Consider the following 13,584-nt stretch of genomic DNA (forward strand, 5'->3'; position numbering starts at 1 on the left):
CTGTGATACTTAATGCTAATCATTCTCACAATCATTAGCATATCAGGATCGGTTCATGTCGATTTGTGCCACCCCACCGCGTTACTTCAACCCTGCCCGCGATCTTTTGGCCATGGCTATCTGCATGGCCACCCTGGCTCCGGCCTTTGCCGATGACAGCAGCGGCGCCCCTCCAGCCGTCTTGGAGCTAGGCGCGACCGAGGTCACCGGTAGTGGCCAACTGGGGAGTACCACGGAAGGCACCGAGTCCTACACCACCGGCGCAATGTCGACCGCGACCAAACTCCCGCTGACGATGCGTGAAACTCCGCAGGCCGTCACCGTGATTACGCGTCAGCGCATGGACGACCAGACGATGACCAGCATCAACGACGTGGTCAAGGCGACGCCCGGCTTGTTCCTGGACTTTTCCAGCGGTCCTGGCCGGCAGACTTACAAGGCGCGCGGTTTTGAAATCGACAACTTGATGTATGACGGCATCCCGAGCGGCTACGACGGCGTTAACGTCGGTTCCCAGCCTAACTTGGCGATGTTTGATCGAGTCGAGGTGGTGCGCGGTGCCACCGGCCTGGTGACGGGGGCAGGCAACCCATCGGCTGCCATCAACCTGATACGCAAGCGGCCATTGGCCGAGCAGAAAGTCACCCTGACCGGTGCCGCCGGCAGTTGGGACGATTATCGCGGCGAGGTCGATGCCTCCAGCCCACTCAACGACAGCGGCACGCTGCGCGGCCGGGTCGTGACTTCTTATCGCGATGCCAACAGCTTCATCGACAACGTTGAGGAGGATCACGGGCTGTTCTATGCGGTCACCGAAGCGGATCTGAGCGAAGACACCACCCTGACCCTGGGTTTTTCTCATCAGAAGGACAAGACCAATTACTTCTGGGGCTCTTCGATGATCGGCCAGGACGGCCATCATCTTGACTTGCCGCGCTCCTACAACCCGGGTACGGATTGGGAGAACAAGGATCAGGAGATCAACACGCTGTTCGCCGAAGTCCGTCATCGCCTGGCCAACGACTGGAACCTTCAGGTCAACGCCAACTACTCCGAACAGAACGCGTTGTTCTCCGGCTCCTATCAATCGCGCTGGGTCAACAACACACTGGCCCGCACGGTTTACCAGGCCGACTTCGATGAAAACCAGGCCGGCGTAGACGCCTTTGCCAGTGGGCCCTTCGAGGCGTTCGGGCGTACCCATGAACTGGTGGTGGGCGCCAGCAAGCGCATCTACGACATGACCACCCACAACTACAGCCCGTACGACACCAATTGGCCGATCAATGCGGGTAAACCGGACTTCGTCCACACAGATAACCAGCGTGAGGTGACCACTCAGGACGGCGTCTATCTCACCACACGCCTGAGCCTGGCCGACCCGTTGAAGTTGATCCTCGGCGGACGCCTGGACTGGTACGACTACGATAACCGCGATGGCGAAGGCGACTACAAGGTCACCCGTAACGTCACCCGTTACGCTGGCTTGATCTATGACCTGGACGACCATCACTCGGTCTACGTCAGCTACAGCGACATCTTCACGCCGCAGCGGGAAAAGAATACCTCCGGCAACCCGGTCACGCCGATCATTGGCAAGAACTACGAGATCGGCATCAAGGGCGAATATTTCGACGGCGCACTGAATGCGAGCCTGGCGCTGTTCCGCGTCGACCAGGAAAACCGCGCCGTACAACTGTTTACGGCAAACTGCCCACAGGCAACCTGTTATGAAGCCTCCGGCGAGATTCGCAGCCAGGGTATCGACTTCGAACTGCAAGGCGCGTTGACCGAAAACTGGCAAGTCGGCGGTGGCTATACCTACGCGCGCACACACACCATCAAGGATGCCGCCAACCCACAGAACGTGAACAAGCAGTTCGACACCGACACGCCTGAGCATCTGTTCAAGTTGACCACCAGTTACCACTTTCAGGGCCCGCTGGAAAAACTTCGTGTGGGCGGCAACGTCTCCTGGCAGAGCCGCATGTACAACGACATCTCGTTGGCTGATGGCGGTAAATACCGTCTCGAACAGGGCAGCTACGCCATCACGGACCTGATGGCCGGCTATAGGGTCAGCGAGAACCTGGACTTGCAGGTCAATGCCAACAACATCTTCGACCGCCAGTACTACTCGACCATCGCCAACTCCGTGAGCTATGGCGGTGACTCCTACGGCAACCCACGCAATATGATGCTGACCGCCAAGTACAGTTTCTAAAAAACCAGGCAAAAGGGGGCATGACTCGGAACGCCCCCTTTGCGCCGAACGCATGCACTTACGATCATTCTTATGGTCTACCGGAAGCCGTAAACGCCCCCATCCCCGCTAGAGACACAATCACATGAAAATGGCTGCCATTTTTGTACTGACCTGGATTGGCTTCACCTCAGCGGGTGCATTTGCCAGTGACCGAAACAAGGACTATCAAGAGGCAAACAGGCGCCATTGGGAACGCCAGCAGGAAATGGACAGAGCCGAAGACAGGAAACACCAAAAGCGCCATGAAGAGAGAGCGCGGGAAGCACGCGAGCATCATGAAGAAGTGCAGCGGGAAAATGCCAAGCGTAGAGCCGAGTACTATCAAGAGCGGTAAAAAGCCTGGTACGACTTACGGGAGCAAGCTTCCTATCTCTCCTCACCGCCCAGCCGCCTCCTCATACCGCCGCTGAATCCGCTCCAACTCCCCGGAACGGCGCAACTGCTCCAACGCACGTGACCACGCCGCCACCACTTCATCTTCACTGTCAGGACTGAAGGCGATGTACAGCGATGAGCGGTACAGCTCGATAGGAATCCGCCGCAAAGTGCCCGGCGCGATGTTCAATTGGCGGCTGTAGTAGGCCACTCCCGCATCGGTGTCGCCGATGATGATGCCGGTGCGTCCGGCAAGCAGCATGCGGTAGAGCAACTTGCTCTCGGTTGCACTCTTGTCCAGGTTATTGAAGCCCAGCGACTGCAGCATCTGGGGCACCAGGCCGGCGTGGCGGGTGGTGATCTGCGGGGCGTGCAGCAGTTGTTCCAGGGAGTTCACCGGAGGCGTATTGGCCAGTTGATAGGGGTGGATGGACTCTTCCACGATCGGTCCGACCCATTTGTACAGCGGCTCGCGCTCTGGCGTTCGGAACAGGGAGTACATAATGGTCTTGGGCCGGTGCTTCAGTATCTGCGTGGCCCGCATGCTGGGCTGCAGCAGCACCTCGAAATCACTCCCGGTCAGCGTCATGATGGCCCGGACGATCTCGGTGGTCATGCCGGTGAGCTGATTGTTTTCCTGGTAGTTGTACGGTGCCCACTCTTCGGTGACGACCTGATACTCCTCGGCCCTGGCATCAACCGTGCCGAGCAATAGACAGAGCAACGCTGCAGCCGGTATCGAATGTCTCACTTGTGCTCCCTGCGGATTGTTCGGTGTTCGTACATAGGTGGGCCTGATTCAAAGGACAAGGTAAGCATAGACCCAAACACACACCCGACAGTTGACGCAGTCCACATTCCTCCCCTTAGCAGCCTCCAAGCGTTGGTGTACGATCAGCGCGAACCGGATATCGGCCAGCGTGCGCGGCGCTTTCCTTCCTCCCTGTGACCCAGCCCCTATGAATCCAATCGACCCACTGTCGTTCCAACGCATCATCGCCGCCCATGGCGACTTCGAAGGCGCGTCGTATTTTGATGCAGAGGAAAGCCTCGCCCATGAGGTATTTCCTGACCGCATCGTTTTCCAGACCAACTACCTGGATTACCGCAGCTATGACGTCGATCTCGTCGAGGGCAGCGTACGTGTGCGCAAGACGCGGCTGGACGACTACCTGCGCGGCCATAAGGCCCAGGTGATCGATGACGACATGGACGACGAGGACTGGGACGAGCTGGGCAGTCTGTGGCAGCGCTTGAGCCACGACCTCGACACCCAGGGACAAGGGCCGCAGCCCGATTTGGCCGATACCCTGGCCGATTTGTTCGATTGCCTGTTCGACGAGGACCGCGCGCAGGCGCTCATTCAGGACATCCCCGCGCCTACCGGGCAATGGGATTGGGCTTGGACGCAAGTCGCGGCAGCGCTCACCGAGGCCAATCAATTGGCGGAGTTCGAATGGAAGGAGTGGTCGTCCTACGGAGTCGATGCGGTCAATGCCCTCGCCCCGTTGCGGCAACTGGGCATTGAAATCCCTGCGCCTGAACGTAAAACCATCGACACCATCAATCGCGCCAACGATTGGGAGCGTGCGCTACTGCAGTATTTCAATGTCCAACTGCAGGCCCATGACTTGAAGTTGTTGGCCATTGGCACGCACTTCGACGAATACCAGGCCTTCGCCTGCCTGCCCATGAACGGTCTGGGCCTGGTCAACGCCTTGGAAATCATGGGCAGGCTGGGCATCGTCTACAAATATTAAGCGACCGACGCCACACACTTTCGGTCCGCTTCTACAAGCCCATACAGGGCTACCCCTCCTTTGAGCCTCGAAGTGACGACATGACAAACTGTGATCAATGCGGCTCTCTTCTCCCTTACGACACCGCTGCTTGCCCGCGATGCGCCGGGGAAATTCACTACACGGTAGAGGCACATGCGCCAAGGTCCCAGCCGTCGAAAGGGCGGAAAATCCTGAAATGGGTACTGATCAGCATTGTGGTCGCAGTGCTGGCAGCGGTGGCGGCGGTCATGTGGGTCTTGCACTCGCTGGGGCCGATGCCTTCTTTGGGTTGACGGCTGGTTCACCGCAACCGAAGCGAAACGCAGCTATTCGAATTTTCTGATAGTTGCTATCGATACCCGCGCCGTTCTCGTCCTCGTCCTCTCTCTCTAATCTGCCCACCAACGCGATCGACGACGATCGCCGCAGATCAAACCGACCTTATGGAGAGAGAAACGATGAACACATTCAACCGCACCCTCGCTGTCGCGACCCTGGCATTGGCCACCCTCAGCGCCGAGGCCGCGTCGCCTGTCCAGGCCCCTGCCAGCGCATCTGCTGTCGGCAGCGTGGTCCAGTCCGCCAGCTACATCACCACCAAGGATGGCGTCCAGCTGTACTACAAGGACTGGGGCCCGCGCGATGGCCAGGTCGTGACCTTCAGCCACGGCTGGCCGCTGGACTCCGACAGCTGGGAAGGCCAGATGATGTTCCTCGCCTCGAAGGGTTATCGCGTGGTAGCCCATGACCGTCGCGGTCACGGGCGCTCCAGCCAGCCTTGGGAAGGCAACGACATGGATCACTACGCCGACGACCTGGCGGCGGTGATTGAAGCCCTGGACCTGAAGGACGTCACGCTGGTGGGCTTCTCCACGGGAGGCGGTGAAGTGGCACGTTACATCGGCCGGCACGGTACCGCCCGAGTGAAGAAAGCCGTCCTGGTCTCTTCTGTCCCACCGTTGATGCTCAAGACGCAAAGCAACCCCGGCGGCTTGCCTATCGAGGTGTTCGATGGCCTGCGCAAGGCGTCCCTGGAGAACCGTTCGCAGCTGTACCTGGACATCGCCTCAGGTCCGTTCTACGGCTACAACCGCAAGGGTGCCAAGCCATCCCAAGGGCTGATCCAGTCGTTCTGGGTGCAGGGTATGCAAGGTGGCAGCAAGAATACCTATGACTCGATCGCGGCATTCTCGGCTACCGACTTTCGCGGTGATTTGAAGAAGTTCGACGTGCCAACCCTGGTGATTCATGGCGATGACGACCAGATCGTGCCCATCGATGCTTCGGGTCGGGCCTCGGCTGCGCTGATCAAGGGCGCTCGACTGATCGTCTACCCTGGCGCGCCGCATGGCTTGACCGAGACGCACAAGGACCGTCTCAACCAGGATCTGCTGAAGTTCCTCCAGGAATAAAGCAAGCCCCCGCCACCAGGCATCCCCTGTGGGAGCGAACCTGCTCGCGATAACGGAGTGTCAGCCAGCATCCATGTTTCTGATCCGCCGCCATCGCGAGCAAGCCCGCTCCCACAAGGGTTGGCGGTGGACATAGGGGTTGCGTACACCAGAGATCAAGTGTGGGAGCGAGCCTGCTCGCGATAGCGAAATGTCAGCCAGCATTTATGGCTCTGATCCACCACCGTCGCGAGCAAGCTCGCTCCCACAAGGGTTGGCGGTGGACATAGGGGTTGCGTACACCAGAGATCAAGTGTGGGAGCGAGCCTGCTCGCGATAGCGGAGTGTCAGCCAGCATCCATGTTTCTGATCCGCCGCTATCGCGAGCAGGCTCGCTCCCACAAGGGTTGGCGGTGGACAGGGGTTGCGTACACCAGAGATCAAGTGTGGGAGCGAGCCTGCTCGCGATAGCGGAATGTCAGCCAGCATTTATGGCTCTGATCCACCACCATCGCGAGCAGGCTCGCTCCCACAAGGATTGGCGGTGGACACAGGGGTTGCGTACACCAGAGATCAGGTGTGGGAGCGAACTTGCTCCCACAGTTGTTCCTGGATAGGTCTCGGCTTCAATGCCGCAACAACTTGCGCAACGGAATCTCGTCCTTGCGCACCGGTGACTTGATGACGATGTAGCTGAAATACTTGGAGATGCCGATGTTCTTGTCCAGCAAACTTTCCATCACGTCCTGATAATCCTGGATGCTGCGGGTCATGAACCGCACCAGGTAGTCGTAGCCGCCGCTGATCAGGTGGCATTCGAGTACTTCATCCACCAGGCGGATGTTGGATTCGAACTTGGCGAAGTCCTCGCGCTTGTGGTCGCTCAGGGTGACTTCGGTGAAGACCGTCACCGAGTCGGTGATCTTGGCCAGGTTCAGATGGGCCTTGTAGCTGGAGATGTACCCCAACGACTCCAGCCGTTTGACCCGTTGCAGGCATGGGCTGGCGGACAAGCCCACGGCATCGGCCAGGCTGACGTTGGTCATGCGACCGTCTTTTTGAAGCTCTACCAAAATGCTGATGTCGATCCGGTCCAGTTTCGCTAAACCTTCCATCGCATACCTCTTGCCTGCCGTTCGTAAGACAATCTTCTAACAAAATCAGCGTCGTAAGGACAGCTGATGCTGAGCCACCAGATCAGCCATGCTGTTGATGCAATAGTCCGCCGCACAGGGCGTGGACGGGTTTTCGCTGCTTCGGCAGATCAGGCAAACCGCCCCGACCTCCCGTGGACGGGCGCCAGGACGGGTTATCTGTAGGATAGCTTCGGCATCCAGATCGTTGGCCAGCAACCAATCGCGATCCTGCAACGGGTCGCTCGCCAGGGAAATGAAATCATCCGGCTCGATGCCCAGGCGCTCGCACAGGGCACCCCGGTCCTCGGCATCACGATCCCCCTGCACCAGCAGGCGATAGAACTTGCGCAGGTAGAGCATCGCCCCTGGCGCATCCTCGAACAGCGTCCAGCCGGCGGCCGAGCGAGCAAAGCTCATGCCCTCCTCCCAACTGACCTTGAGCTTCCAGCGTTCAGCCAACTGGCGGTGAGCGAAACACAGCAACCCACTGAAGCCCAGCTCGCCGAAGCGCGGATACAGGGCCCGCAGCACCTCGTCGAACTCGGCCAGAACCCGGGTCTTGTCCGGTGAGTCGGCATGGTTTTCCAATAGCGGCTGCAAGGCCGTCCAGACGCCAGCGTCGCGATCCACCAGAACCTCATCGCAGTCGATCAACAACGCTCGATATTCAGTCAGCCTCATGGGCAAAGCCTCCGATGATGTCCATCACTCGCGCTCCATTAGTGGCATGGGCGCTTGCCTTGGCAAACGCCCATGCCAGGCGTTTCAGCCCACGACCCGGGCCAGTGCGGCGTCGAGAATCTGCAACGCTTCGTCGATCTGTGCTTCGCTGGTGACCAACGGTGCCAGGAAGCGCAAGACGTTGCGGTACACCCCGCACTTGATGACCAGCAAGCCACCGGCGCGGGCTTCGTCGATCAGGCGTTGGTTCAGGTCGGCGTCCGGGGTGCGTGCCTCGTCATGCTTTACCAATTCGATCGCCAACATGAAACCGCTGCCGCGCACATCGCCAATCTGCGGGTAGCGCGCTTGCAGGCGCAACAGGCCCTGGCGCAGACGCTCACCCAGAACTTCGCCACGGGCCAGCAGTTGCTCTTGCTCGTATGCCTCGATCACTGCCAGCGCCGCCGCGCACGACAGCGCGTTACCACCGTAGGTGCCGCCCAGGCCACCGGGCAGCGGTGCGTCCATGATCTCGGCCTTGCCGACCACACCCGACAGCGGCAAGCCACCGGCCAGGCTCTTGGCGACCGTGACCAGGTCCGGCTGAATGCCCGCGTGCTGGAAACCGAACCATTTGCCGGTGCGGCCGAAACCGGTCTGGATTTCATCGAGAATCAACACAATGCCATGCTTTTGCGTCAATGCGCGCAGGCCCTGCAAAAATTCGGCGGGTGCTGCCAGGAAACCGCCATCGCCCTGCACCGGCTCGATGATGATCGCCGCGACCCGCTCGGGCGCCACTTGGGTGGCCAACAGCTCGTCCAGCGCCTGCAACGCCATCGCGCTGGTGACACCGCGATAGGCATTCGGGTACGGGGTGTGGAAGACCTCCGGCGCGAACGGACCGAAATTCTGTTTATACGGTTGGCTCATGCCGGTCAGCGTGGTGCCGAGCAAGGTCCGGCCATGGAAGCCACCGCGAAAGGCGATCACCGCCGAGCGGTTGGTGTGGGCACGGGCGATCTTCACGGCATTTTCCACCGCCTCGGCGCCGGAGGTGAAAAAGGCTGCTTTGTAGTGCTCCTGGCCGCCGATCATCTCGCACAGGCGCTGGGCCAAGTCCAGGTAAGGCTTGTAGGCCACCACCTGGAAGCAGGCATGGGAGACTTTCTGCAATTGGGCCTGCACCGCAGCGACGACCTTGGGATGATTGTGGCCGATGTTCAACACACCGATGCCGCCGACGAAGTCCAGGTAGCGCTTGCCGTCCACATCCCACAACTCCGAGCCCTGGGCCCTGTCGATGACCAACGGGTGAGCGGTGACCAGGCCACGTGGCACGAATCGATCACGCTGACGGAGCAGACTTGGAGTTTCTTCGACTTTACTGTTCATGGCATTTCCCATCGTGAGCCTCGCCCCCAGGAAGCGGTTGCGGTGTGTTCACAGGTTAAGGGTTCGACGCGATTGTCTAAGCCGAACTTGGCCGCTGAGAAATCCGGATCGACTGTTTACACCCCGGCAAACAGCAGAATCCTCCAGAGGCATTCCACTCCCATGGAATCTGCCGCAGGAGGCGCCTTGCAACGCAGCCTGATGCTGCTACGCAAGCCCTTTCGACAGATCCTGCTCTGGCGTTGAGGCATGCTAGGAGCTCCTTGATTTCAGGCGAGAAGTGACCCATGGCCCTGCTCTATAAAGCTGACCCGGTACGCGGCGAACACTGGCGGCGCCTGTTCGCCGAACACGCGCCGGACATCGAATGGCGTGCCTGGCCAGACATTGGCGACCCGCGGGATATCCAGTACCTGGCAGCCTGGCAGGCCCCGGACGAGCTCGAAACGCTGTTGCCGAATCTGCAGGTGCTGTTCGCCCTGTCAGCCGGTGTCGATCAGCTCGACCTCGGTCGCTTGCCAACAACGCTGCCGGTGGTGCGCCTGCTCGACCCGGGCATCAGCCAGGGCATGTGCGAGTACGCCAGTTTCGCCGTGCTCAGCCTGCACCGGGACATGTTGCGCTATCGCCAGCAACAGGCCGAACGCTGCTGGCAGGCACATCGCCTGGTGCCCGCGCACCAGCGCCGGGTGGGCGTCATGGGCCTGGGTTTACAGGCGCGACAGATACTCGCCACCTTGAAGACCTTTGGCTTTGCCTTGTCGGGTTGGGCCCGCAGCGAGCATCGCCTCGATGGGGTCGCGTGCTTTGCCGGCGACGAGCAATTGCCGGCCTTTCTCGGCCAGTGCGACATTGTCCTGTGCGTCCTGCCGTTGACCGAGCAGACCCGAGGGATCCTCGACCGCCAGCTGTTCCAGCAACTGCCCAAGGGTGCGGCGCTGGTCAACATGGGCCGGGGTGGGCATCTGGTGGAAGCGGATCTGCTTGAAGCACTCGCCGACGGCCAACTCAGCGCCGCAGTGCTCGACGTGCTGGAACAGGAACCGGCAGCGCCGGAGCATCCTTTCTGGCATCACCCGCAGATACTGCTGACCCCGCATATCGCAGCGATGACCCAACCCGAGAGTGCATTTGGCGTGTTGCTGGAGAATATTCGCCGGCATCAACGAGGCGAATCGATGCTTGGGTTGGTTGACCGTGAGCGCAGCTATTGAGCCCTCGGTGGCCGTTGGTTTCGATCTGAACGGCGAAAAACCGCGCCGGTATTTACTGCTGGCCAAACGTCTGATTTGAGCAAGAAATGTGGCCGGCAGAGCCGTTGCTTACGGAAGATACCGAATCGATTTGCCACGCTTGCCAGGCCCGGTTGCAGGTGAGATACACAGACTTTCAGCGCACAAATCCACCCGATTTCGTCCCTTATTTTATGGTGATCTGCCATGTCCATTTCGCAACGCCCTACTTACTTCTATCGCGCCATGACCGCCACCGACGTGCCTGCGGCCCATGCCTTGTCCGTGCAGTTGAAATGGCCCCATCGCCTGGAAGACTGGGCGATGTTGCAGCGCGTCGCCCAGGGGTTTGTCGTGGAAGACCAGGGCCGTTTGATCGGAACGGCGTTCACCTGCGCCCAGGGGAACTACGCCACCATTGGCCTGGTGATCGTCGACGACGAGTACCAGGGCCAGGGCATCGGTCGCAAACTGATGGAACTGGCCATCGAGGCCTGCGGATCGCGCACCGCCATTCTCAACGCGACGCTGGCCGGTGCCCCGCTGTATGCCAGCCAGGGATTCGTCGATTTTGGGCATATCCAGCAGCATCAAGGGCACGCGCAAGTGCCGGCCCCGCAGGAACTGGCCGCCGGCGAAAGCTGCCGCGTGCTGGGCGAAGCCGACCGCGCCGAGTTGATCGAACTGGCCAATGCCGGGAGCGGGCTGGAGCGCACTGTCGTACTCAATGACCTGTTCGACGTCGTTGAACATTCAGTGGGTATCGAGCGCGACGGTCACCTGTGCGCCTTCGCCCTGCTGCGCCCCTTCGGCCGTGGCCGCTGCATTGGCCCGGTCATCGCCCAGAACCTGGAACAGGCCCGACACCTGATCGCCGTGCTGCTGGCCGAAGTGCCGGACGCATTCGTTCGCATCGACATCCCCTCGAACAGTGGCCTGGCCCCTTGGCTGGAAGAGGTCGGGCTCAAGCAGGTCGACACCGTAGCCCAAATGGCACGGGGCACGCCCCCGCAGACTACCGGTGCGGTTCGACAATTTGCGCCGGTGACCCAGGCCATTGGCTGAAACGAACCCTATTTCCTTGAACGCGTCCCTGGAGAATCATCTTCATGCTCGAACCCACCCCAGTGCTGTTGGCACACGCCGATGGCAGCCTAGCTTCAACCCCATTCACGCCGGGCTCACTGGCAGCCAAGGATCCATTCGACCGACTCATTGCCTATGCCGGGGCGGATGGCATGGCAGCCGGCGTGGTCCGCGCGAGTGGACGGTTCAGCGTCGATGAATACCCCTTCAGTGAGACAATCGTGGTGCATGCCGGCGCGGTAATCCTGAGCAGTCAGGGGCAGACGCTGCAGCTCACGCCGGGTGAAAGCGCGGTGATCGGTCGAGGGACGGCGCTTAAGGTCGAAGCGCAGCCCGGGTCGCTCTGGGCCTTCTGCGCCGACACCCAACTGGTCGAAGAACCTCATCCCGGGCTCACGGCGCTCCCCGCCCACACCCTGCTCTCACCCTCTGCGCCACCCGACGACGAGATCCTGCTGAGCCCGCCACCGCAATGTCGTTCCCACAATCTGTTTGTCGAAGAGGCTAGCAACCTGCGCATCGGCATCTGGGACTCGACGCCCTACACCCGCCGGTCACGACCGCACAAACTGCACGAATTGATGCACCTGCTCGAAGGCAGCGTCACCCTGCAAGCCGCCGATGGCAGCAACCTGACGGTCAACACTGGCGATACGGTGTTCGTGCCCCTGAATGCGCCGTGTGCCTGGAAGAGCAGCGTCTATGTACGCAAGGTCTACGTCGTCAAATAATCCGGCGTACGACAGTCACACCGCTATCGCGAGCAAGCCCGCTCCCACAGGGGACCTGCGCCAGCCGCAAAATCGAAGAGCGTCCCAGATCAAATGTGGGAGCGAGCCTGCTCGCGATGACGGCGGCACATCCAACATCATCGCAAGCTGATCCACCGCTATCGCGAGCAGGCTCGCTCCCACAGTGGACCTGCGCTAGCCGCAAAGCCGAAGGACACCCCTGATCAAATGTGGGAGCTGGCTTGCTCGCGATGACGGCGGTACATCCAACAGCATCGCAAGCTGACCCACCGCTTTCGCGAGCAAGCCCGCTCCCACAGGGGAGTTGGGGTGGATGGGAAGCTGGCGGCCAAAAAAAGCCCGCAGTGTGAGCGGGCAAAGGGGGTCACAGGTGAGGCAGGCGTCCGTGCCTGGCTAAATCTCAGAGCGCGTCGGCGATGGCCTGGCCAACATCCTGGGTCGAGCCCTGCCCACCCAGGTCGGGGGTGATAGGCCCTTGGGCAATCACCCGCTCGATGGCCTTGAGAATCCCGTCATGGGCCGCGCGATAACGCTCATCGCCGTTACCCAGAAAGTCCAGCATCAACGCACCGGACCAGATCATCGCGATCGGGTTGGCGATGTTCTGCCCATAGATATCCGGGGCCGAACCATGCACCGGTTCGAACAGCGACGGGAAGCGCCGCAACGGATCGAGGTTGGCCGATGGGGCGATGCCGATGGTGCCGGCGCAGGCCGGGCCCAGGTCGGAGAGGATGTCGCCGAACAGGTTCGACGCCACCACCACATCGAAACGATCCGGCTGCAACACGAAGCGCGCGCAGAGGATGTCGATGTGTTGCTTGTCCCACTGCACATCCGGGTACTGCGCGGCCATCAACGCCGTGCGCTCGTCCCAATACGGCATGCTGATGGAGATGCCGTTGGACTTGGTCGCCGCCGTCAGGCGTTTGCGCGGTCGAGTCTGGGCCAGGTCGAAGGCGAACTTGAGGATCCGGTCGACCCCGCGCCGGGTGAACACCGACTCCTGCAGCACGAACTCATGTTCGGTGCCTTCGAACATCTTGCCGCCGACCGACGAATATTCGCCCTCGGTGTTCTCACGGATCACCACGAAGTCGATGTCCCCCGCTTCGCGCCCGGCCAACGGACACGGCACACCCGGGAACAGGCGCACCGGACGAATGTTCACGTATTGGTCGAAGTCACGACGAAACTTGAGCAACGAGCCCCACAGCGAGATGTGATCCGGCACCTTGTCCGGCCAGCCCACGGCACCGAAGTAGATCGCGTCGAAGCCCTTGAGCTGTTCGAACCAGTCGGCGGGCATCATCTGCCCGTGCTCCAGGTAGTAATCACAGTGGGCCCAATCGAGCACTTCGATGTCCAGCGACAACTGCCACTTTTTCGCGGCCTGCTCCAGGACTCGCAGCCCTTCCGGCAGGACTTCCTTGCCGATACCGTCGCCGGCGATGGCGGCGATGCGAAATGGTTTGCTCATCAATCATGGCTCCCTAATGTCTGTTCA

At 60.7% G+C, this 13,584-nt stretch carries 12 protein-coding genes; 7 read left to right on the top strand and 5 right to left on the bottom strand.

Annotated features, from left to right (window positions below):
• The first annotated feature begins 55 nt into the window (after window positions 1-55).
• Window positions 56-2,224: a TonB-dependent siderophore receptor gene (locus PBDP_RS18500; RefSeq protein ID WP_109753370.1), complete on the top strand. Its 2,169-nt coding sequence runs from the start codon at window positions 56-58 to the stop codon at window positions 2,222-2,224.
• A gap of 124 nt (window positions 2,225-2,348) precedes the next feature.
• On the top strand, window positions 2,349-2,600 hold the full coding sequence (locus PBDP_RS18505; protein ID WP_109753371.1) for a hypothetical protein: 252 nt from the start codon (window positions 2,349-2,351) through the stop codon (window positions 2,598-2,600).
• Window positions 2,601-2,642: 42 nt separating this feature from the next.
• Here the strand turns inward: PBDP_RS18505 and PBDP_RS18510 are convergent, their stop codons facing one another.
• Window positions 2,643-3,392 carry a substrate-binding periplasmic protein gene (locus tag PBDP_RS18510; RefSeq protein ID WP_116832802.1) on the bottom strand — a complete coding sequence of 250 codons (750 nt, stop codon included), beginning with the start codon at window positions 3,390-3,392 and terminating at the stop codon, window positions 2,643-2,645.
• A gap of 208 nt (window positions 3,393-3,600) precedes the next feature.
• Between PBDP_RS18510 and PBDP_RS18515 the strand changes: the two genes are divergently transcribed.
• Window positions 3,601-4,401 carry a DUF6630 family protein gene (locus PBDP_RS18515; protein WP_212801126.1) on the top strand — a complete coding sequence of 267 codons (801 nt, stop codon included), beginning with the start codon at window positions 3,601-3,603 and terminating at the stop codon, window positions 4,399-4,401.
• Between the two features lie 479 nt (window positions 4,402-4,880).
• Window positions 4,881-5,834, top strand: a complete 954-nt coding sequence (locus tag PBDP_RS18520; RefSeq protein WP_109753374.1) for an alpha/beta fold hydrolase — start codon at window positions 4,881-4,883, stop codon at window positions 5,832-5,834.
• Window positions 5,835-6,439: 605 nt separating this feature from the next.
• Here the strand turns inward: PBDP_RS18520 and PBDP_RS18525 are convergent.
• The 3 genes from PBDP_RS18525 to gabT all read right to left on the bottom strand — a co-directional run bounded on the left by PBDP_RS18525 (window position 6,440) and on the right by gabT (window position 9,007).
• Window positions 6,440-6,928: an Lrp/AsnC family transcriptional regulator gene (locus PBDP_RS18525; protein WP_003203167.1), complete on the bottom strand. Its 489-nt coding sequence runs from the start codon at window positions 6,926-6,928 to the stop codon at window positions 6,440-6,442.
• Window positions 6,929-6,973: 45 nt separating this feature from the next.
• Window positions 6,974-7,630: an HAD family hydrolase gene (locus tag PBDP_RS18530; RefSeq protein WP_109755477.1), complete on the bottom strand. Its 657-nt coding sequence runs from the start codon at window positions 7,628-7,630 to the stop codon at window positions 6,974-6,976.
• Window positions 7,631-7,714: 84 nt separating this feature from the next.
• Window positions 7,715-9,007: a 4-aminobutyrate--2-oxoglutarate transaminase gene (gabT, locus tag PBDP_RS18535; protein ID WP_109755478.1), complete on the bottom strand. Its 1,293-nt coding sequence runs from the start codon at window positions 9,005-9,007 to the stop codon at window positions 7,715-7,717.
• A 287-nt stretch (window positions 9,008-9,294) separates the two neighbouring features.
• Here gabT and PBDP_RS18540 point away from each other — a divergent pair, with 287 nt between their 5' ends.
• From PBDP_RS18540 to PBDP_RS18550, 3 genes are all read left to right on the top strand, one after another.
• Window positions 9,295-10,221, top strand: a complete 927-nt coding sequence (locus PBDP_RS18540) for a 2-hydroxyacid dehydrogenase (RefSeq protein WP_109755479.1) — start codon at window positions 9,295-9,297, stop codon at window positions 10,219-10,221.
• 225 nt (window positions 10,222-10,446) lie between these two features.
• Window positions 10,447-11,304, top strand: coding sequence for a GNAT family N-acetyltransferase (locus PBDP_RS18545; RefSeq protein WP_212801127.1), 858 nt, complete (start codon window positions 10,447-10,449; stop codon window positions 11,302-11,304).
• A gap of 44 nt (window positions 11,305-11,348) precedes the next feature.
• Window positions 11,349-12,056, top strand: coding sequence for a cupin domain-containing protein (locus PBDP_RS18550; RefSeq protein WP_109755481.1), 708 nt, complete (start codon window positions 11,349-11,351; stop codon window positions 12,054-12,056).
• A gap of 421 nt (window positions 12,057-12,477) precedes the next feature.
• Here PBDP_RS18550 and PBDP_RS18555 read toward each other — a convergent pair whose 3' ends face one another.
• Window positions 12,478-13,557 carry a tartrate dehydrogenase gene (locus tag PBDP_RS18555; RefSeq protein WP_212801128.1) on the bottom strand — a complete coding sequence of 360 codons (1,080 nt, stop codon included), beginning with the start codon at window positions 13,555-13,557 and terminating at the stop codon, window positions 12,478-12,480.
• Window positions 13,558-13,584: the final 27 nt, after the last annotated feature.

Source organism: Pseudomonas sp. St290 (assembly GCF_018325805.1).
Lineage (GTDB): Bacteria > Pseudomonadota > Gammaproteobacteria > Pseudomonadales > Pseudomonadaceae > Aquipseudomonas > Aquipseudomonas bijieensis.